The 20,038-nt window shown below is 61.3% G+C and carries 24 protein-coding genes and 3 pseudogenes; 14 read left to right on the plus strand and 13 right to left on the minus strand.

The window, feature by feature from the left end; genetic code table 11:
• The first annotated feature begins 14 nt into the window (after nt 1-14).
• On the plus strand, nt 15-1,463 hold the full coding sequence (locus F7R26_RS37980) for an SIR2 family protein (protein ID WP_150992809.1): 1,449 nt from the start codon (nt 15-17) through the stop codon (nt 1,461-1,463).
• A 48-nt stretch (nt 1,464-1,511) separates the two neighbouring features.
• Nucleotides 1,512-2,189: a TIR domain-containing protein gene (locus tag F7R26_RS37985; protein ID WP_150992807.1), complete on the plus strand. Its 678-nt coding sequence runs from the start codon at nt 1,512-1,514 to the stop codon at nt 2,187-2,189.
• Nucleotides 2,190-2,285: 96 nt separating this feature from the next.
• On the opposite strand, the gene F7R26_RS41305 is transcribed toward F7R26_RS37985, so the two are convergent.
• The 4 genes from F7R26_RS41305 to F7R26_RS38000 form a co-directional block, all read right to left on the minus strand.
• A complete protein-coding gene (locus F7R26_RS41305) occupies nt 2,286-2,573 on the minus strand; it encodes an SLOG domain-containing protein (RefSeq protein ID WP_241754845.1) in 288 nt (95 codons plus the stop codon).
• Nucleotides 2,560-2,862, minus strand: coding sequence for an SLOG domain-containing protein (locus tag F7R26_RS41310; protein ID WP_241754846.1), 303 nt, complete (start codon nt 2,860-2,862; stop codon nt 2,560-2,562). The genes F7R26_RS41305 and F7R26_RS41310 overlap by 14 nt, the downstream gene beginning before the upstream one ends.
• Nucleotides 2,863-3,123 carry a hypothetical protein gene (locus F7R26_RS37995; protein WP_150992805.1) on the minus strand — a complete coding sequence of 87 codons (261 nt, stop codon included), beginning with the start codon at nt 3,121-3,123 and terminating at the stop codon, nt 2,863-2,865. It lies immediately after the preceding gene.
• Nucleotides 3,124-3,338: 215 nt separating this feature from the next.
• Nucleotides 3,339-3,629: a hypothetical protein gene (locus F7R26_RS38000; RefSeq protein WP_150992803.1), complete on the minus strand. Its 291-nt coding sequence runs from the start codon at nt 3,627-3,629 to the stop codon at nt 3,339-3,341.
• Between the two features lie 84 nt (nt 3,630-3,713).
• On the opposite strand from F7R26_RS38000, the gene F7R26_RS38005 reads away from it, so the two are divergent.
• Nucleotides 3,714-4,271: a toll/interleukin-1 receptor domain-containing protein gene (locus F7R26_RS38005; RefSeq protein ID WP_150992801.1), complete on the plus strand. Its 558-nt coding sequence runs from the start codon at nt 3,714-3,716 to the stop codon at nt 4,269-4,271.
• Nucleotides 4,272-4,782: 511 nt separating this feature from the next.
• Here F7R26_RS38005 and F7R26_RS38010 read toward each other — a convergent pair.
• Nucleotides 4,783-5,286, minus strand: a complete 504-nt coding sequence (locus F7R26_RS38010; RefSeq protein WP_150992799.1) for a hypothetical protein — start codon at nt 5,284-5,286, stop codon at nt 4,783-4,785.
• Between the two features lie 514 nt (nt 5,287-5,800).
• Between F7R26_RS38010 and F7R26_RS38015 the strand changes: the two genes are divergently transcribed.
• Nucleotides 5,801-6,031: a hypothetical protein gene (locus F7R26_RS38015; RefSeq protein WP_150992797.1), complete on the plus strand. Its 231-nt coding sequence runs from the start codon at nt 5,801-5,803 to the stop codon at nt 6,029-6,031.
• Nucleotides 6,032-6,225: 194 nt separating this feature from the next.
• Here F7R26_RS38015 and F7R26_RS38020 read toward each other — a convergent pair whose 3' ends face one another.
• From F7R26_RS38020 to F7R26_RS38055, 8 genes are all read right to left on the minus strand, one after another.
• Nucleotides 6,226-6,489: a hypothetical protein gene (locus F7R26_RS38020; protein ID WP_241754847.1), complete on the minus strand. Its 264-nt coding sequence runs from the start codon at nt 6,487-6,489 to the stop codon at nt 6,226-6,228.
• Nucleotides 6,490-7,085: 596 nt separating this feature from the next.
• Nucleotides 7,086-7,712, minus strand: a complete 627-nt coding sequence (locus F7R26_RS38025) for a PIN domain-containing protein (RefSeq protein ID WP_045242046.1) — start codon at nt 7,710-7,712, stop codon at nt 7,086-7,088.
• A 16-nt stretch (nt 7,713-7,728) separates the two neighbouring features.
• A complete protein-coding gene (locus F7R26_RS38030) occupies nt 7,729-7,920 on the minus strand; it encodes a hypothetical protein (protein WP_150992792.1) in 192 nt (63 codons plus the stop codon).
• A gap of 7 nt (nt 7,921-7,927) precedes the next feature.
• The gene (locus F7R26_RS38035) at nt 7,928-8,500 is read right to left on the minus strand and encodes a DUF4337 domain-containing protein (protein ID WP_150992790.1); all 573 of its coding nucleotides are present in this window, start codon (nt 8,498-8,500) and stop codon (nt 7,928-7,930) included.
• A gap of 12 nt (nt 8,501-8,512) precedes the next feature.
• Nucleotides 8,513-8,689, minus strand: a complete 177-nt coding sequence (locus F7R26_RS38040) for a hypothetical protein (protein WP_170302018.1) — start codon at nt 8,687-8,689, stop codon at nt 8,513-8,515.
• Nucleotides 8,690-8,732: 43 nt separating this feature from the next.
• Nucleotides 8,733-8,975, minus strand: a complete 243-nt coding sequence (locus F7R26_RS38045; RefSeq protein WP_150992788.1) for a hypothetical protein — start codon at nt 8,973-8,975, stop codon at nt 8,733-8,735.
• Between the two features lie 85 nt (nt 8,976-9,060).
• The gene (locus F7R26_RS38050; protein WP_150992786.1) at nt 9,061-9,432 is read right to left on the minus strand and encodes a type II toxin-antitoxin system VapC family toxin; all 372 of its coding nucleotides are present in this window, start codon (nt 9,430-9,432) and stop codon (nt 9,061-9,063) included.
• Nucleotides 9,429-9,626 carry a type II toxin-antitoxin system VapB family antitoxin gene (locus tag F7R26_RS38055; RefSeq protein WP_150992784.1) on the minus strand — a complete coding sequence of 66 codons (198 nt, stop codon included), beginning with the start codon at nt 9,624-9,626 and terminating at the stop codon, nt 9,429-9,431. Before F7R26_RS38055 ends, F7R26_RS38050 begins: the two co-directional genes overlap by 4 nt.
• A 421-nt stretch (nt 9,627-10,047) precedes the next feature.
• On the opposite strand from F7R26_RS38055, the pseudogene F7R26_RS38060 reads away from it, so the two are divergent.
• The 10 genes and pseudogenes from F7R26_RS38060 to F7R26_RS38105 all read left to right on the plus strand — a co-directional run.
• A pseudogene (locus F7R26_RS38060) lies at nt 10,048-10,440 on the plus strand (DUF4158 domain-containing protein); the annotation flags it as partial.
• A pseudogene (locus tag F7R26_RS38065) lies at nt 10,422-10,819 on the plus strand (reverse transcriptase domain-containing protein); the annotation flags it as partial. The pseudogenes F7R26_RS38060 and F7R26_RS38065, both read left to right, overlap by 19 nt.
• A gap of 51 nt (nt 10,820-10,870) precedes the next feature.
• A pseudogene (locus F7R26_RS41320) lies at nt 10,871-11,131 on the plus strand (DNA-binding protein); the annotation flags it as partial.
• 59 nt (nt 11,132-11,190) lie between these two features.
• Nucleotides 11,191-11,907 (plus strand): coiled-coil domain-containing protein, encoded by a 717-nt coding sequence (locus F7R26_RS38070; protein WP_241754848.1) that lies wholly within the window; start codon nt 11,191-11,193, stop codon nt 11,905-11,907.
• 345 nt (nt 11,908-12,252) lie between these two features.
• Nucleotides 12,253-13,407 carry an ATP-binding protein gene (locus F7R26_RS38075; protein ID WP_150992782.1) on the plus strand — a complete coding sequence of 385 codons (1,155 nt, stop codon included), beginning with the start codon at nt 12,253-12,255 and terminating at the stop codon, nt 13,405-13,407.
• Between the two features lie 448 nt (nt 13,408-13,855).
• Entirely contained in the window at nt 13,856-15,781 is a 1,926-nt protein-coding gene (locus F7R26_RS38080) for a hypothetical protein (protein ID WP_193692291.1), read from the plus strand.
• A gap of 641 nt (nt 15,782-16,422) precedes the next feature.
• The gene (locus tag F7R26_RS38090; protein ID WP_150993537.1) at nt 16,423-17,313 is read left to right on the plus strand and encodes an MBL fold metallo-hydrolase; all 891 of its coding nucleotides are present in this window, start codon (nt 16,423-16,425) and stop codon (nt 17,311-17,313) included.
• A 99-nt stretch (nt 17,314-17,412) separates the two neighbouring features.
• Nucleotides 17,413-18,327 (plus strand): LysR family transcriptional regulator, encoded by a 915-nt coding sequence (locus F7R26_RS38095; protein ID WP_150993535.1) that lies wholly within the window; start codon nt 17,413-17,415, stop codon nt 18,325-18,327.
• Nucleotides 18,328-18,608: 281 nt separating this feature from the next.
• Nucleotides 18,609-19,355: a 3-oxoacid CoA-transferase subunit A gene (locus tag F7R26_RS38100; protein ID WP_150993533.1), complete on the plus strand. Its 747-nt coding sequence runs from the start codon at nt 18,609-18,611 to the stop codon at nt 19,353-19,355.
• A 5-nt stretch (nt 19,356-19,360) separates the two neighbouring features.
• The gene (locus F7R26_RS38105; protein ID WP_150993531.1) at nt 19,361-20,023 is read left to right on the plus strand and encodes a 3-oxoacid CoA-transferase subunit B; all 663 of its coding nucleotides are present in this window, start codon (nt 19,361-19,363) and stop codon (nt 20,021-20,023) included.
• Nucleotides 20,024-20,038 lie beyond the last annotated feature (15 nt).

Here is a 20,038-nt window from a genome sequence, read left to right on the forward strand (position 1 = left end):
AAGAGAAAAGGTCTGTGAAACACAATCCTAAGAAATTCTCGGCAGAAATCGACGCGTTTATCGATCGCTATGTTACTGACTTGCGCCGGGGAACGGCGGCGGTTTTCGCGGGGGCGGGACTCTCCGTCAGTAGCGGCTACGTGAATTGGGCCGAGCTATTGCGCGGAATTGCCGCTGAGCTCGATCTGGATGTCGACCGCGAAACGAATCTGGTCGCGGTAGCGCAGTATCACGTCAATGAGAGGCTCAATCGCAGCCACATCAATCAGAAGCTGATCGACGAGTTCAGCGTCGGTCACGACATCAACGAGAATCAGGAAATTCTCGCATCATTGCCCATCGACATTTACTGGACAACGAACTACGACCGCATGATCGAGCGCGCACTCGAAGCAGCCGGTAAGGTCGTTGATCGGAAGTACACCGTCAATCATCTCAAGAGCACGGTTCGGTGTCCCGACGCCGTGGTGTACAAGATGCACGGTGATGTCGAAGATGCCGACAACGCTGTCCTTACGAAGGATGACTACGAAGGGTACTTTCGGGACAGGGAACTATTTGTCACCACGCTCGCGGGGCACCTACTTAGCAAAACGTTCCTGTTTCTCGGGTTCAGCTTTACGGACCCGAATATTGACTACATCCTGAGCAGGATCCGTGTCGCCCTGAAGAAGCAGCCCAAGTCGCACTACTGCATTTTGCGGCGGGAGGTTCGCAAGCCACGAGAGAAGCTGGCCAATTTCAAATACCGCCAGAAACAACAGTACTACTTTGTTAAGGATCTTGCGCGGTTAGGCATCCAAGCGCTGATGGTCGACGAGTTCAGCGATATCACGGGAATTCTGGCAGCCGTGCAGACGCGCTATCGTGCGCAGACGGTCTTCATCTCCGGAAGCGCTTCCGAGTTCTACCCGTGGACTGCGGATGATGCGGCGGATTTGATCGAGTCGCTGGCGGACAGGCTCATACGTAAGAATCTCACCATTGTGAGCGGCTTCGGGCTGGGCGTCGGCCCATCCGTAATCGCGGGGGCGCTTCAGACGATCCAGCGACACCCCCAGCGATATTCCCGCGAGCAGCTCCAAACGTTCCCGTTTCCGCTAGTGGACGGGGCGAGGCCACGGCGCAGCCGTATGTATCGACAACATCGGGAATTCATGCTGGAAAAATCGGGAATCGCGATCTTTCTATTTGGCAACAATGAAGACGGAAAAGGGGATGTAGAGGATTCGGAAGGCGTATTGCAGGAATTCGAGATCGCCAAACAGATGGGGGTGCACGTCATCCCTGTCGGTGCAACAGGGTGGGTGGCCAAGCGAATCGCCGGCGAGCTATCTCCGACGGTGAAGGAGCGCTCGCGACAGTTCCAGAAAGCTTTTGCTGCCGCTATGGACGAGAACGTTTCCGTGGAGGAAACGGTCAAGGCAGCGATGACGATGGTGGACGAATACTGCCGGCTCTGACCGCCGCTGTACGAGCCTGCACGATAGCAACGAACAAGGGAAAAAGCGATGGGAAGAAAGATCTTTGTTTCGTACAAGTATGCGGATGAACAGGTGCATACCCTGCCAGATCGCACGGAGACCACGACGGCGCGTCACTACGTGGATCTCCTGCAGGAAATTCTGGGCAAGGAAGATCACATCAACAAGGGAGAGGACGACGGGCTGGATCTGAGCGACTTCAAGGAAGAGACTATTGAGGCCGCTTTGCGGGACAAGATCTATGACAGCACCATGACGATTGTAATGATCTCGAAGGGTATGCGGAATGCATCGGTGCCAGAGAATGACCAGTGGATACCCTGGGAAATCTCGTATTCCTTGCGCGAGCAGAAGCGGGGCGACCGCACTAAAACGCCCAACGCGCTGCTTGCCATCGTCCTGCCTGACGAGAAGGGCAGCTTCGACTACTACATCGCCGATCAGTTCTGTCCGTCGTGCAAGTGCAGGACGTTGCGAACGCCGACCCTGTTCAAGATTCTGTCGAAGAACATGTTTAACGTGAAGTCACCGTCGTACAATGACTGTGACCAGCATACGGCCAGCTCACGCGTGTATACCGGAGATTCTTCCTATATCTATTCGGTGAAGTGGACGGATTTCGAGGCAAAACCCGCCCACTACATCGACAAGGCCTACGGCATCCACAAGAAGATTGACGACTTCAACATCGTGAAGGCCGTGTAAGGCCACGGCATGCGGCCGTCGGAGACGCTTGGGTCTAAATGATCCTGTAGCGCTTCCGATGGCCACGCCATTTAAGGCAGTGGCGGCTGTCGTCGCTCAAGTGGCGAGATGCACAATTCGCGATGGAAAAGTCGGACGAAATCGAGGGGGCCGACGTCGTCGGGGGGGGTAGTGCAAGTTCTTGCTGAGGATTCGGGAGGCACCACCTGTCACGGCGACCGGCAGCCTCTTCGCTTGCGGATGCAGCTCGATGAACATGGCGTGCTCGTTCAGGATGCCCTCCATCCCGCCAATGAACACCGCAGCGTCGAAGTCCGCTGACTTCATCATCGCCTCGCGCATGGCCTTGAGGCTCTGTGACAGGTCACCGTCAACAGCTGCCACGTACGTCACATTGGCAAATGTGTTTGTTTTCTGCGGGGAGATCCTCGGTCTTGAAGAATGCGCTTTGGAACCAATGCACGGCTTCTGCATACCGTACGCCCATACCCCGTGCGGAGGCCCAAAGCATGGGCGTGATCGCCGCATGTCCGCCCCAGACTAGGAGACGGCGTCCAAGGACGACCGAGGCCAGCGCACTGGCCGCTGACTGGATTGGCAGGGGTTCGATATCCTGATCGTACGGCGCCCGGCCCTGGGCAGGGATGCTGGCAGAAAGAGATACCGCGCCCATCTACATGCCCTCCACCTCGGGAAGCTGCCATCCGGCTTCCCGACTCTTGATCCATTTCACCGTGGGCACCTTGGTGCCGAGCCATTGCAGGTGTCCGAGCCACTGCTCCGTCAGCCCGACGTGGTCATACACCACGATGGCAGTATGAGCCTCGTTTTCCTGCGAGGCTTCAGTCCGTTCTGCGAGTTCGACAAGCGATTGATGCCTTGATGCGCTCGCGCCGAGGGTGAGATTGAAGCCTTTAAACATGAGGGTGGTCAATTATTTGTGCATTGCGGGCAAGGCTGTAGCAATGCGAAATAGGGGAATCCACCCCCATTGGGGGAGTGACGGTGCCGGGCGAGGCGGCATGATAGCGATGAGCTTGATTTGCTTGTTTCGCTTTTGGCAAAAAGTAGCCAAAGTGAAACGCGGAAATCACCAGATTCCCATCTTGGGTGGCAGCGCTCCTGCTGAGGTGGAAGAACTCGCCATGGCTACAGGTGTATATCTCCGACCGTTGGGATCGCAGGCGAAGCCAACTCGGATGCCCCATGCTTGAGGGTCTGCACCAGGTTCGCGAACGACGAGAAGGCGTACACCACGAGCTTGTGCGCGTGCTGTGCGTTCTTGTTGCCGCAGGCGGCGGCAAGTGCCTTATCACAGAGCGTGACCACATAGCTCAAATTGTAAAGCATTTCCTCTGTCTTGCGGTGGAGGAAATTGGCGACCGATTGCTTGCATTCAGGCGCCGGAAGCGAGGAGTCTGATGTTGGCTGGGCGCTCATGGCCGAATCCATGTCGTGGTGAAGCGCTGATTTTTCCCACCCGACCGTTTGGAGCAACCTGCATAGACGCGGGTAGGAGTTTCAATGATTCAGTTCATCACCAAATCGGAGTTGCGCAACTTTGCGTCAAACCTCTCTACGGAGGAGCGAAGTCGGCTGCTTGCGAGAGCAACGCATCGGAGCCTTACGGGCTCGACATTTCTTTCGCATTCCAGCAAAGACCAGGATCTTGTTGTCGGTGCGACCCGCGTGCTCGAAGGGCATGGGGCGAGTGTGTACCTCGATGAGATCGATCCGGAAATGCCGCCCTACACAACAGAAGAAACGGCCGCCATTCTGAAAGGGCGAATCCGGCAGACCAGTCGATTCGTCCTCCTGGCCACTGCCAATAGCAAGGACAGCCGCTGGGTGCCATGGGAACTGGGCGTCGCAGACGGCTTCAAGGGATTAGATCGAATCGCTTTGTTCCCCGCAGCAGACGCCGCATATGAGCAGTCGTGGGCGTCCTGGGAGTATCTGGGGCTGTATATGCGGATTGTTTGGGGCAACTTGCAGGGACACGCGGACCCGCTCTGGATGGTGCTTGACGCCCGTCGCAACATAGCCACGCCGCTTTCTGAATGGTTGAGGACGCCGGCGTAGTGGCTTCCGTCGACCGGGCACCGCCCGCGGTGGTGGGGGCCGAGTTGCAGGAGTTGCGTACCCAATTCTCGATGGACCTGGAGCGCACCCGCGATCAGGTCGCAGTGGTGCAGGAGCGGACCAGCGCCACTGAGCGCCGCGGGAGATTGGCGAGGAGCGCACGTTTTGCCAGAAGGGCGGGCCAGTGGCAGCAGGCCTGCGCACCGAACTGGCGGCCGCATGGGCGAGGGCGCAGGACGTTGCCTTGGCCGGCGCCGACGCGCTAGCGCGCCTGCCGGCCGAGTGCCTGGCAGTTGGGCGAGGCGCAGCAGGAATTCGTTTGCAACGAATTGACGAGAGGCAGTGCAGTCTGCGTTAAGGATCAGTGGGCAGGCCTACTGATTGGTCCCGACTTTCACTCGAATTGGGCTGGAGGTACAATGTGAGAATTCATGCCGTCCAGTGGCGTTATAACGGGCCACGGCAATGCCGATCAGAGGGACGCGTGATGCATGTACCACCACTCTAGAGTTTACATGGGCAATTTCGCCTCTTCGAGCGTCCCGTTCAATACTTCAGCAGTTTTTTTCCTTCGATCCTGATTCAGCTTGATTAGCTCCCCAACAACTTCAGTGCCAATCTCGACCCCCATCGCAACAACGGGCGCTAGCGTAGACGTTTTGACGCTAGCGCAAGCGCTGAAGGCGTTATATTTGTCGAATGTAGTTTGAGTTATTTTTGTTCTTGGTAGTTCAACGTATCCCCACAACGCGTCAGCAACACCATTCACGTATACCTGAAGCGTGCTGATGTCGCCATTGATGGCCGTCCGAGCCGTCGAATATTCGGCAAGACACTTCTTCTCTGTGTCAAACGCTCGAAGACCTTCTGCCTCCACTCGCATCTGTGCATAGCTCCCGACAGCGCCTAGTGCTTCAGGATCCTTTGGGTTTATCAGTGAGGTGCAGGCACTTAGCAGCACAACGCCTGATAGGGCGAGTGGCAGCGTTGCACGTTGACTCTTGTGGTGACGCATCTGGGAACCCCGATCAAGATGGATTGTCGCGCGCGCCATACGGAAGCTCGACCATACGCCACGCCATTGCCGTTGCGTGCGGCAACTTGGAAAGTACGTGTCTACTATTCTCGCGGATACCCGCCTTTGGGTGGGTATCAAATGAAAAATACGCAGGGTGGCCCACATCAGTATCAGTTTTTGCGTAAAGACTGGTCGGACTGCCGCATAGCCGTAAGGCCACCCCCCCCTGGCAGGTACTGCGATTTCCTCGCTCCTGGTCGTTCCGGGAAATGGATGATGTCGTTCTTCTAGCTAGAGAACGTTAGAGAATTTGATACATAACACTCTTCGATCCCCCATCATGCCAACACTCGTTGAATTCCGGACCGAAGCAAGACTTCATTGTCGCTATGTGCAGGGCGTGCAGGAACCGGAGCACGAGTTTGGTGCGATGCCCAATTGGGATAGATGGGGGCTCCTCCGACTGTGTGCCCTGGCCAGGTGTCAATGTATCCGAGGGCGGGGAGTTTGTATGAGTGAGGCTGGAAACCATTCTGCGCAGGCAGCTCCGTCGATCTGGCAATTCTTCGGCGCGCTCAGCATCCAGCAGGCTTGGGCGGCTGGCGTGGCGGTGTGCATGGCGTTGGCAGGTGTTGCAAGTGTGGCCTTCCTGATGGGCCAGACGCGGGCGCACGCCGACGATGCACAGAAACTGACGGTTCGATCAGAGGCCCTAGCCAAATCCAACGCGGATCTTTGGTGACATATGCGAATAGTGAGACAACCGCCCGTGCGAGGCCATAGGGCTATGGGCGACCCGGGTCCGCAGCGTTCCCTGCATTCTGTGTCGCTGCGAAAAAATGCTTTTTAACATAACGCCCGGTCCGCGAAAAATGGATGTCTAGGCTGTTGGGAAGGGGCGAAACGTACTCCACGGCCTGGGGAACGGTCCGACCCTCAGTTGTCCGTCGGCGAGCGGTTGGTGGGAACCGGTGCAAAGTCGAAATGGGCGGCAGCATATACGGCATTGCACGCCCATACTTCTTCCCCGTCCTTATAGAAGGTGACCCATTTGCCGTCGCTGACGCATTGGGCGCCGGGAAAAACCTCCTCATGGCCGTTTGGACCGTCCAGCGGGAAGGGCGCGTGGGGCGTGGCCCAGTAGTGGCCGTTCAGTAAGGCCGTGATCGATTTTCGGGGCATTCTCTTCAGTACTGCCATGCGGTGTCACACAACGAGCGATCCAACCCGCCGCGGCGAACCGGATTGTGTCAATCCCGCAACGGCGTGGCACCGTCCCGGGACATCCTCGTGTAGCCTCACTGCCAATTACCTCCTGCTATACGGTGCAAGTTCGCTATGGCGCAATACTTCCAAATTGCAACCCGAGCCGTCGGCGTCGGCGCCGTCCTTGTGATCGTCGCCGTTGCCTCCCGGCAAGTGTATCTGCGGGTCACTGCCGAGGCTGGCATTGCCGGCGGTGAAGAGGATCCCGCGGCAACGATGTTGATCCGATGCGAGGCCATGCACAGCCGACTGCAGAGTCGGCATATTTCCGAAGACGCTGCGGATTCTGACGAGGCGACGCGCGCCCGGCGGTGTATGGAGTCCTGAGCTCGCAGCAAACCTAAGCAGTCTGCAGTTCACGCTCCGTGTGTGACGCTAGCGGTCCATCCCGCGCGCCAGCCCTGGTTCCATTTAACTCCGGAATCACGGTCGGCACGTATGTGGCCGATTACGTCCAGCGGATAGTGCAGGCGCTTGAGCACCTTCGCTACGCCAGCGGGCAGCGCATTTTTCGCAGATGCCTTCTTTGATCAGAAATTGTACGAGAGCTTGCCCTTGGCCTCTACAATCAGCTTCGTGGCAAGCATCTCGTCAATGACACCCGAGATATCCTTGTCCTTCAGCTTCAAGTGCTCCATCGCCTTGAGATGCTTGACCAAGGTCGCGCGCTTGCCCGGCCGTGCTGTCTTTGGTGACCGGCCCAAGATCTCGCGTACCTTGATAGTCGCGGCGAAGGCCGCGCCAATATCAATGCCATCAGAGGCTTGCACGGAAACACTGTTCTTCGTCTTCGCAGGCGGTGGTACTTCCGAAAGCGATTCAATCCGCTTGCAAGGCATGCCGCCGCTGGCGATATGAACAATGAGCGGGTCGTAACCCTTGTCCTTCGACAGGACGAAAACGGGGCCGCGCTCGCCACGCTCGGCAAGTCGTCCCAGCTCGAAGGCGATGTGGAAATCCAGTGCATTGCGACCGCTGCCGCTGGCTCGGATCCATTGTGCCGGCGGCTCAAGTGCCTGGCCTGCGATCACCAGATCCAGAGAAATGGACTTTTGGCTGGCGCCGGCGAAGACAATCAGGCGGGCTCCCCCAGGCACCGCAGCCGGTGCGAGCTGCTGGATGTTCTCCATGTCGACGAGAATGATCGGGCCGGGCATCTTTCTGTCCGTTTCGTTAGCGCGGGTCTCGGATCACTACAAATCCGGGATCGCAGTGATCGCGGCCGGCGTCCTTGGCTTCCTCTTCGGTGTCGAACGTGCTCGCATCGACCAAGTTAGCCGTGTAGCCAACGTCGCCATCCTTTGGGCAGAGATAGCCGTCTCCGCTGCGGACAATCCAGCCGCGCTGTTTGCTTGTCGCTTTCATCTTTTTCCTAGATGTGGAGCATTGAAAGGATAGCCAGCACACCGCCAATCGCACCTACCCCGTACGATGCCACCTGCAACCATCGGCGCCGCGTGAGCAGCGTGATTGCCGCCAAGGCTATAGAAACCTGAACTGCTACGACGGCTTGTGCCCAGCGGTGATGATGGTGGACAGCATTCTCACTGGCCTCGTCAGCGTCCCTAGCCGCTCGCTCTTGCGCCTCTGCCTTCTGCCGGATTTGCTCCTTCTCCGCCCCGTAGCGCAGCGCCTCCCGATTGGCGGCGGCTTGATCCACGCCGGGCAGCTGTGCCATCAGTTCAGCAATCGCTTGCTTCTGTCCCTTCGCTTGGTAGTAGGCCCATTGGTTGGCTGCTTCGGTCTTGTGAATAGCGGCCTCATTCTTCAGAAGCAGCGCTTCGTTTTGGGTCGCCCCGCCCTGATAGCCGAAAACCGCGCCAGCCGTCGACAGGATCGCTGTCATCACCGCAATACGTCCCGAAAAACTGTCGGCATGACCGATTTCCGCCGCGTGCTCAATCGCGTGGTCGTGGGCACCGTGTACGTGAAATCCCTCTGACATTGTTATTCCGCTTCAAAACAGCTGCTTGACGGCCCAAACGCCCAAAATGAGCACGATGGCGATGACAATGACGCCTACCAAACCGTGACCACGCATCAGAGCGCCGACCGTGTGGTTGGTCGCGCTGCGTACCACGGCGCCGGCTGCCTGGTCCACAATAGACGTATGGCTATGTGCAAGAATTTTCATGCTTTTCCTACATGAGATCGATGTTCAGTTGGAATCCAATCTTTCAAACCTCAGGACCAAATGCCGGCTTGGCATACCTGTTGAGAATGGGAGCGAACATCACCCCATTCTCAGTACGCAGCTCTACCGCGCCGTGCTTCAGCAGGTATGCAAACTCGGCCGCCGAAACGACGTTCTCGTCCGTAACATACTGAACACCAGCCTTGTTCCAGCCGTTGCTAACCAACTTGACAAGAATCGCCTTGGAGGCGGCATCAAGCGGCGCAGATGAAATCTGCAGGCTCATCGTTCGTCCTTTCTAGTCGATCACTGCCGCACACCCGTCTGCTGGGGCGCCAGCTACTCCATCACGGCGATCACCTTTCCGTTATCTAGTGCGCGAGCACCGCGCCAAGATTGAGTTCATCGGCAATTTTCTTCAATCGCTTGTCGCGCGTCCAGATGGTGATGCCTGGTTGTAGGCGCGCGGACGCCAACAGTGACGTGTCGACATATCCGATTCCACGATTGAACAAACCTTCGCGCTCGATCAGATAAAAGGTCTCCTCCGGCGTTGCAACTAGCGCGCGCGGCAGATCGAGCAACGCGCCAAGCACGACGTCACGGTCACGCAGACTACCGAGCGAAATCTCGCCTATCACATATGGATGAGCCAGCACACGCTCCTCGGCAAGCAGGCTAATCAGCATAGGATCAGAAGCGTTGATGTGGTCAATCCAGACCGACGTGTCGACAAGAATCATTCGACGACCTGCCGGCGACGCGGCGCCCCCTTGATGCCCGGTTGGCTACCGCCAAGATTCGCGAGTCGTTTCGCGGCTTCACGCTGGATCAAGGCCTTTAGTGCTTCGCGCACAAGTGCCGTTTTTTCCTCCAGGCCCGTATAGGCTTGAGCCTTGGCGATCAAGTCGTCATCAAGCGCAATAGTCGTACGCATGGGAACCTCCGTAAGTATCGGCACAAATTATAGCATCGGTTGATGCTTATAATAGTGCATTCCGTCATGTCGTAGTTGGAGAGCGCGCCAAAACGGGGGCAAACGACCGGACAAGCGCTGAGAGGCCAATGAGCCACCTCAAATGCGCGCCGGCTCCGGTCGTATGTTGAACGATGGTATCCCTCCATCGCCGGAGAGGTAGACCACCGCCTTACTGCTTAGTCACCCCCGGTTTGGCGCGGTCTCCCGGACGCGCTAAAGGGGGTAATCGTACTTTTCGTGCAAAATCTGGCGGTTTCCCCGAAAGCCTTTGTCGACAACACTTTCCGACAAGCCCACACCTGTTGGCCGCTGCGAATGAGAGGAGGGCGTAACATAACTGCCCGCGATTCGGATCGCGCCATCTCGATGGGGGCAAGAGATGCCGGGCTTGGGATTTCGCTATGTGGGAAGTGACCGGTTGCCGATGCGGCTGTTGGAATTCGATGTGGAACTGTATTTCGCGCTGACCGACAGCGACGTCGCGGCGATCATTGAGCGCTTTCGGAAAGACGCTCTACGACCACCTGATCTGGGCCTGCGGGTATTTGGGCTTGAAGTCAATTGGCCCGGACCAGTGGGCAGACCTCGAAGCATGGCATGGATGCACCAGGATGCCACGGAATCGCTCACGCTCGACGAACTGCTCCAGCACGCGAACTGTTGGCTGTATGAACGAAGGATTCTGATTCCCGCCGACCGGACATTGAGGGATCTCGGACGATCTGTCTGGGCTGAGATCGAGTGCAACACGCTCGCCCTGATCCGCAATGTCCCTTTGCACGCTACGCCGATGATGCGGCGGTTCACTGCCGCACGGAGGCACAGGCGAGGGCCGTGATGCAAGCCATTGCTTCACGGCTGGGCGAATGTGGGCTGACCATGCATCCGGAGAAGTCGAAGATCGTGTACTGCAAGGACAGCAACCGTAGAAGGCGTATCCGAACGTGCAGTTTACGTTTCTGGGCTTTACGTTCCGGCCCAGGGAAGCGCAGAGCCAGCAGGGCCGGCGCTTTACCAGTTTCCTGCCGGCGGTAAGCGGCGAGGCGCTCAAGCGGATGCGTGCGGTAGTGCGGGGGTGGCAGTGGTCGCGCCGAAGTCCAGCGACGTTGGCTGAGCTTGCGGAGCAATCCAATTCGGTCATCCGCGGTTGGTGAACCTACTATGGCGCTTTCTATCGGCGGGCGATGCGCGGTTTGTTCCGCATGACTGCCAGCCCTGAATCCACGTCTCCCGGCGCCGCCCTGCAGGCCACGCTCGCCGCCGACGTGGGAACCCTGCGTGCACAGTTCCCCGAGACGCGCGCGCTCTACCGCGAGGTCTGTGGCTTGCTGTTCTTCCGCTACGGGATCACGCCCACCGCCAACAAGCTCTACGGCCTGGTGCGCAAGGGCAGCATGGGCACGCCCACCGAGGTGCTGGCGCAGTTCTGGGGGGACCTGCGCGACAAGATGCGCGTGACCATTGAACAGCCCGGTCTGCCGGATGCGCTCAAGGCGATCGCGGCCGACGTCGTGCAGTCGATATGGCGGCCGCCAACGAGGCGGTCGCCGGCGAACTGGCCGCCTTGCGCGCCGAAGCGCGGCTGCAGGCGAGCGAGGCGGAGGCGCAGCGCGACCAGGCGCGGGCGGCGGTGGCGGTGGCCGAGCAGGAGACAGCCGCTGTACAGGCCGAGCGCGACGCCGTCCAGCGCGCACGCGCGGTGCTGCAAGGCGAATTGGAAGCCGAGCGCCAGGCCCACGCGGCCGCGCGGGCGCGTCAGGAGGAGGGCGTGCGTCAGGTCGAGGCGCTCGAGCGGCAGTTGCTGGAGCTGCGTACCCAATTCTCGACGGACCTGGAGCGCACCCGCGAGCAGGTCGCCGTCGAGCAGGAGCGGGCCAGCGCCACCGAGCGCCGTGCGCTGCGCGAGATCGACCAGGAGCGCACGCTGCGCCAGAAGGCCGAGCAGGCGGCGGCGGACCTGCGCGCCGAGCAGGCGCGGTCGCAGGACGCCGCCGTGGCCAGTGCCGAGGCACGGGCAAGGCAGCACGCCGAGCGCGACACGCTCCGCCTACAACTGGCGCAGGCGCAACAGGCGCTGGCGGATGGGCAGGCGGCGCAAGATGAGCTGCTGGCACAACTGGAAATGGCACTGCGGCGCCCCGAGCGGGCCGATGCGCAAGCCGCCGCGACGCGCCGCCTGGTATCGCCCAGGCGGCGGGCGCCGGTGACGCGCACCAAGTTCAAGCCCGGGCCGGTCTAAGGGAGCGCCCGAGGGCGAGGGTGGGATTTGTCCACCGCGCCACGAGATAAGCCTGTGGACAAACCGCGCGGGGACGGCGGCCAAATAGGGCGCGGCCTTCCTTACGAGGAAATGTGGCGTTCCCGACTGCCGCCGTGCTCCCCCAAGGAGCCCTGGGATGTACTCAGTGCCCGCCACGTCAGCGCTCCATCGCGACAGACTCGCTTCGCCCTCTAGCATATGCTGCAAGATATACATAATGAGCGGCGAAACCGTGCAGATATGGCCCAAACTCCACAAATTAGCGACCTTGACTATAATCGACTATAGTTTGGTCTAATCGAACATATTCTAGGGAGCGTGCGGATGGAAGTTTTCAAACGAGAGGCACTAGCAACAGAGTTGGCCACCAAAATTCTGACGGTCTCACCGACTTCCGCGTCCAGTTCCGGCCTTTTTCTGGCGGCGCCAAGACGAACCGGCAAGTCGACCTTCTTAAGGGAGGATCTGCGGCCGGCGTTGGAGAACCTCGGTGCCCTTGTAGTCTATGCCGATCTGTGGGAAGACCGCCGAGCTGACCCAGGAGAGGTCATTGTCGGGGCCGTGCGGGCCGAGCTCGCGAGCCATGAAGGCGTCATTAAGCGACTCGCTCGCTCTGCCGGAATGGAGAAAGTCGCGGTTGGCGGGATGTCGTTCTCCCTTGATCGGGTTGGCCTTGGCGAAGGGATTTCTCTGTCGGCGGCACTTGCCGCCCTATCGGATGATGCGGGCAAGCCCATTGTGCTGGTAATCGACGAAGCGCAGCAAGCGATTGTCAGTGAGAAGGGGAACGACGCCCTGTTCGCGTTAAAGGCCGCGCGGGATGAACTGAATAGCAGCAGACATAAGGGTCTGCGAATCGTCGCGACGGGCTCCAATCGTGACAAGCTGGCCATGCTTCGCAATAGCCGAGACCAGGCGTTCTACGGAGCTCCCCTCGTCAACTTCCCGGCGCTGGACATGGCCTATGTCCAATGGTTCTGTGATCGACTTGACTTGGGAGCCAAACTCGACCCGGCAGAGGTGTTCGAGCTGTTCAAGCGAGCCGCTTTCCGCCCGGAACTGTTGGGTGCCGCGGCTGACGCGCTTCGGTTTGAATTCGGACTTCCGGCAGGAGACATCCCCGCAAGATTTGCGGCCGCGGTTGAAGAGCAGATCGCGGTCAGCAACACCGAACAGATGCGCGTGGTTCACAGTCTGACGCCGCTTCAATCCACAGTTCTTCGAGTCATGGCCGTTCGGGGGAGCAATTACGCGCCGTTCGAGGCAGCCACCATGGAGGCGTATGACGCCGTCTTGAAGGCGATTGACCCGGGCGCCGACGCGAGAGTCGATGTTTCGAATGTCCAGCAGGCGCTTTCTGCGCTCCAGGACAAAGCGCTTGTATGGCGGGCAGCGCGCGGCGTCTACGCGCTCGAGGAGACCGGATTGGCGAGTCTGATGCAGCAGGAGGGAATGCTGAAGCCAGTGCCGGCGGCATAGGGGGCATGCCGGGATAAAGCCGGAAATGACACATAAGGCTGGAAGTAATAAAGAACGCGACTTTTATGTGCGCGACGGGTCGGCCGTTCGAGCGCTCGCTCTAGCGCAGCGAGCCACGTTGCCCCGCTTCGTCCGCGTCTCATATTCGGGTGATTCCGAATCCCGGCCGACAGCGCCGCAGCCTATTCCACTTCAATATCAGAGGTGGGTTGCGCTTGTGATAGCGAATTGCTCGCATCTTGGCAATCCCCGTATCATCGAAGGCCGCACGGCGGCCCACCCTCCCTCACTGCGACACAACCGCATTACGTACCGCGCTTGAAATGCACATCGGGCACGGCCTTTCCCGGTAACCCGTACCCGGCCATCCAGCCAACGATCGCCGCTATCCGACTCAAGAACCCCGCACAGTTGCCGATAGCCGATGCACTGCATCGGGAGGTTCGCAATGAAACGTGTATTAGTGCTGGTCATGTGCCTGGCCCTGGCCGCTTGTGGCGGTGGTGGTGGTGATGTTGCGGCAGGAAGTAGCGCCAGCACTGGCACTGGCGGATCCCCGCTGCCTGCTGTCTTGCAGAGCCTCTCGGGCATTGCGGCAACTGGGTCGGCAATCTCCGGCCGAATTTACCTGAAGGATGCTGCGGGGAACGAGCGGTACGTCGACACCACGGACGGCACCTATAGCTTCTCCACTGCCGATCTTACGCCGCCCTTCATGTTGAAGGCCGAATGGACTGCGAACGGTGCAACCCAGCGGTTGTATTCCTTCTCGCCCTCGAGTGGTGCGGCAAACATTACACCACTAACCCAACTCGCGGTCGTTGGCGCGGCGGGCACGAGCGCACTCGACGCAATCTACGCGACATCTGGTGCCGCTGCTTTCACGACTATCTCGAATGCCTTGCCCGGCGCCATCTCCATCCTGACAGCCGAACTCGCCCCGCTCCTGGCCAGGTACGCCGCCTCCAGCATTGACCTGATGTCCGGCAAGTTCACGGCGGATCATACCGGCATGGACGCACTGCTGGACAACATCACCGTCAGCTATGGCGCCGGCACCGTCACGGTCGCGAACCTGGACGGCAGCACGGTGCTGCAGGCGCCCATCGGCAACCTAGCCGGCGCGCTGTCGGCCGCGGACTGGACTTCGCAGGATGCGCTGGTCGCCAGCGACCCCGACGTGGGGGTAGACAGTAACGGCAACGGCCTCGTGGCCTGGTCTGAGCAGGTGGCTTCACAATTCGTCATTCGTGCGCGCTTCCCGACGGATGCCGGCGCAGCCGCGACCACTTTGAGCACCGCTGGCGATGCGTTCCTGCCACGTGTTGCCTTCGACGCAGCGGGTAATGCCACCGTGATCTGGATGGCCTCGGAGAACAACATCAGCAACCTCTGGGCGAGCCGCTACACGGCTGCGTCCCGGACTTGGAGCACGCCGCTGCGGGTTGTGTCGTCGGCGAGCGTCGCTACCGGTGTCTCCACGCCGGACCTCGCCGTCGACGGCCGGGGCAATGCCATCGTGACCTGGTATCAAGGCGACGGGCGCACGAACCACTTTGATGTGTGGGCCGTCAAGTACGCAGCATTGTCCGGTGCCTGGGGCGCGCCGTTCATGGTCAGCGACGGCGTCAATAGCGCAGCCAACAGCCACGTCGCGGTCAACGCCGCCGGCCAGGGGCTCATCGCGTGGGTGCAGCAACAGGGCGATGGTACTACCGTGTCAAACGGACCGCAGGACATCTACGGGCGCAGCGTCACAACCGGCGCCAGCGCCTGGGGCCCGCGCGCCATGCTCAATGCCGTCGGCGGCAACCTGTACAACGTCTACGGGCAAGTGGCCGTTGCGGTGGATGGCAGCGGCAATGGCCTTGCGTTGTGGGTACAGAGCACGGCCAGCCTGTCCTTTGCGATCCAGTCGGCACGGTACGTTGCCGCCAGCGGGTGGCAGACTTCGACGGTCGTCTCGAACAATACACTTGGCGAATGTTACGACCCGCATGTGGAGATCGACGGAGCGGGCAATGCCATCGCGGTCTGGCAGGAGCAGAACGGGGTTGGCGCCTACGGCGGTGCGAACCGCTACGCGGCTGGCACGGGCTGGGGCGTGCCGGAGAAGTTCAGCGGCACGGTGCCGGGAGACGTCTATGCGCCCCGCGTGGCCGTGGGTGCGGACGGCAACGCCACGGCCATCTGGTATCAGTGGGAAGCCTCCGGCATCAACGTCAGGACCAGTCGCTACCTGACCGGCAGCGGCTGGGATGTGCCCAGCCTGCTCAGCGCGACACCGGCCGACGGCACGACCTACCCGGTGCCGCGCGTGGCCACCAATGCGGCTGGCCGCACGCTGGCGGTCTGGGGGATCGACCGGATGTAGCAGCATGACCTATTCCATCCAATCGCGGCGCGACCTGGTTGGAGTAGGTCATCACGACTCTGTGCAGCTGCGGTATCTGCCGGTGGCCAATCGCCTTGCGGGCTACAGCCCTTTCGTCTTGCGCAAGTACGTGGACCCCAAGGGGGCGGCGTACGAGGCAGCCCATGGGTGATCGCCTTTGGTAGGTCGACACGTAAGACCGGCGGCGGCAAGTAGTTGCCGGATGACATCCGATTCCAGATTCAGTACAGATTGTTCTTCAGGTCTGCCCTAAGTTCCTTCATTGACTGTCCATCCACGGCCGCCGCCAACGGTCGGCCATCACCCCGCTGATACGTTTCCCACACCTCACATTTGGAAATACGAAACGGTCTTGTGCCACGCACAAGGCGCGATTTAGGGAACTGCCGTCGCGGACGCTCAGGCGGCGCAGAGAAAGGTGGCAGGCAGGGGCGGCGGGGCAGGGCGGACGTCGCCGGATGCCGCAGGCAGCGGCGGGTAAAGCCGCCCGAAACCCCACTTTCGGAAAGCGAAATTGGCACCCGCAGTGAAATAGCCGATGCTTGGAGCCTGCCAAGCGGAGCCGCCGGTCCGGCGCACCGGTCCCGGTCCGCATAGAACAACGAAGGAGACACCGTATCATGATGCAAACGCGCACCGTCGGCGACCTGAAGGTCACCCGTATCCTCGAATACGCGGGTCCCACGCACGATCCGGCCTTCCTGTTCCCCGACATCGACCGCTCGGTCCTGGATGCGAATGCCGGCTTGATGGCGCCGCACCATTGGATCCCTCACATGAACAAGCTGATCGTGACGATCCAGTTCTGGGTGGTGCATGCGGGCAGCCATATCATCGTCGTCGATACCGGCGTAGGCAACTTCAAGCCGCGCGCGGGCATCGCACGCATGAACATGCTCAACACTCTAGTGCGCGAATGGATGATCGCGGCCGGAGCGCCGCCGGAGAAGGTCACCCACGTGGTCATGACACACCTGCATGCCGACCACGTCGGCTGGAACACCACTTGGCAGGACAACCGCTGGGAGCCCACCTTCCCCAACGCGCGCTACTACCTTCCCAAGGACGACTTCGTCTTCTGCGAGCAGGGCCGCAACAAGGAGCCGGGCGTGGTGGATGTGTTCGGCGAATCGTTCTTCGACAGCGTGATGCCGGTGGTCGACGCGGGGCTGGCCGAGATGATCGAGCCGGGGCGTGAGATTGCCGATTGCCTGCAGGTAGAGGCCGCGGCCGGCCATAGCCCGGGGCAGGTCGCGTTCCGGGTCCGTTCGCGCGGCGAGGAAGCAATTTTCTGCGGCGACATCCTGCATAGCCCGCTGCAGATCGTGCGCCCAGACCTGAACTCCGGCTACTGTATCCGCCCCGACCTTGCCCGCAGCACGCGCCTGACCTTCCTCACCCAGGCCGCGGACAGCGGTGCGCTGGTGCTGCCGGTGCATTTCGGCGAGCCGTACTGCGGCTATGTGCGGCGCCAGGGCCAGGGCTTTCGCTTCGAGCCGGCGGGATGGTAGTGCACGGCGGCCGGGCTGTGCGCCCGCTCCATGGCGCCAGGTTTCGCCCGCATCGGGGTTATCATCCCCGCTACACGATTGAGCTGCGAGACCTGCTGCATGGCTGTCCCCTTCGATATCACTGACTTCCGCCTCTTCGTCAACGTGGCGGAAACGCGCAGCCTGACCCGCGGTGCCGAGCGATCGTTTCTTTCGGTGCCGGCGGTCAGCAACCGCATCAAGAACCTCGAGGACACGCTAGGCGTAAGGCTGCTGGAGCGCTCACCGCAGGGCGTGGCGCTGACGGCGGCCGGTGAGGTCTACCTGCACCACGCGCGCGTGGTGCTGGCCGAGCTGGAGCGGCTCACCGGCAACCTTCAGCCCTTCACCGCAGGCCTGAGCGGACAGGTCAAGCTGGTGGCCAACACCACCGCCATCACCGAATACCTGCCACCGGTCATAGGGGAGTACCTCGCCACCCAACCGGATGTGCGCATCGACGTGCGCGAGCGTCTCAGCGATGACGTGGTGCGCGTGCTCCGCGAGGGCGGCGCCGATCTCGGCATCATCTCTGGCAATGTGCCCACCGCAGGCCTGCAGGCAGTGCCCTTCGTCAAGAGCGCGCTGATCCTGGTCGCGCCGCTCGGCCATCCGCTGCTCGCGGAGCCGGCCGTGTGGTTCGAGCAGTCGCTCGAACATGCCTTCGTCGCCTTGCTAGAGGGTAGCGCCTACCAGATGTTCATGACGCGCGCCGCGGGCGCGCTGCACAAGCCCATGACTATCCGCGTGCACGTGGCCAGCTACGACGCCACCTGCCGCATGGTGGCCGCCGGCGCCGGTATCGCCATCATGCCCAAGGCCGCCTTCGCGCGCCTCAAGGGCGAGCAGCGCATCGGCTGCAGCGATCTGCGCGACGATTGGGCCGTGCGCACCTTCCAGGTCTGCGCGCGGGACCTGGAAGGCTTGTCCAGCTTTGCGCGCGAGTTCGCGAACCGCCTGATCGGCCACTACGCGCCCGCCAGCGACGCGGGCTAGCGGGGGGGCAGCGGGCCACCTGTCGCGCTTGCTGCCTGCCCAGGGCGCCTTCTCTTCGCCTTCCTTTCACCATTCGCCTTCGCACTCGGCACAGCGCGCGAGGCGCTTCCCCGTTTGTCGCACATGGTATGAGCGCAGCATGTCGAAACGTTCCCGCCAGACCTTCACGGCAGCCCTGGCCCAGTCTTTAACGCAGCGCTAAGGGTGCTTGCAAATCGCGAAATTGTTTGGCCGGCAGGTGCATGGCAATCTTGCCGTACCCGATAACAACGACGCGAGACATGATCGACAAGCTCTACGCAACAGCGCGCGACGCGGTGGCCGACGTGGCCGACGGCGCCACCATCGCCATTGGCGGATTTGGCGGCGCCGGCATGCCTGACGAACTGATCGATGCACTTGTCGCACAGGGTGCCAAGGATCTCACCGTGGTGAGCAACAACGCCGGCAACGGCGACACCGGCCTCGCCGCGCTTCTCAAGGCGCGCCGCGTACGCAGGCTGATGTGCTCCTTCCCGCGCCAGCGCGATGCCCATGTCTTCGAGGCACTGTACCGCGCCGGAGAGATCGAGCTGGAAGTGATTCCCCAGGGCACGCTGGCAGAGCGCCTGCGCGCGGCCGGCTGCGGCATCGGCGGCTTCTATACGCCGACCGGCCACGGCACGCTGCTGGCGGCAGGCAAGGAAGCCCGCCGCATCGGTGCGCGCGACTACGTGCTCGAGTATCCCATCCACGTCGACGTGGCCCTGGTCAACGCCGCGGCAGCCGACCGCTGGGGCAACCTCGTCTACAACAAGACCGCGCGCAACTTCGCACCCGTGATGGCGATGGCCGCCACCACCACCATCGCCGCGGTGACGCGCGTGTGCGAACTGGGTGAACTGGACCCCGAGGCCGTCGTCACGCCCGGCATCTTCGTCAAGCGCGTGGTGCTGCGCGGCGGTGCCTGCGCGCAGCCGATGTGCGGGCTGGAAGGCACGGCGGAAAACCTACAGGCAGGCGCAAACGCAAACGCACAGGCAAGGTGAGGCAAATGGACCAAGTGGCAAGAAACCTGCTGGCCGCGCGCGTCGCGCGCGACATCCCCAACGGCGCTTACGTCAACCTCGGCATCGGCCTGCCTACGCTGGTGGCCAACCATCTGCCGCGCCACCGCGAAGTCATCCTGCACAGCGAGAACGGTGTGCTGGGGCAATGGTCGGCCGCCGAACCCGGCCAGGAAGACTGGGAGCTGATCAACGCCGGCAAGGAAGCGATTCGGCTAGAGCGCGGCGCGGCCTTTTTCCATCACGCCGACGCCTTCGGCATGATGCGCGGCGGCCATCTCGACATCTGCGTGCTTGGCGCCTTCCAGGTCTCGGAACGCGGCGACCTCGCCAACTGGCACACCGGCGCGCCCGACGCCATCCCCGCTGTCGGCGGCGCCATGGACCTGGCCATCGGCGCCAAGCAGGTGTTCGTGATGATGGACCACCTGACCAAGGACGGCGCGAGCAAGCTGCGCCGCCAGTGCAGCTACCCGCTCACCGGGATGGCATGCGTGGGCCGCGTGTACACCGAGCTCGGCACCTTCGCCGTCGGCCCGCGAGGGGTGTCGGTCATCGAGATCGTCGGCGACATGTCGCCGCAGGCGCTGCAGTCGGTCACCGACGTGGCGCTCGACTTCACGACGATGGTCATGGCCGAGTACGCCTGAGCACCGGGCGGGAGC

The organism is Cupriavidus basilensis (genome assembly GCF_008801925.2).
GTDB classification, from domain to species: Bacteria; Pseudomonadota; Gammaproteobacteria; order Burkholderiales; family Burkholderiaceae; genus Cupriavidus; species Cupriavidus basilensis.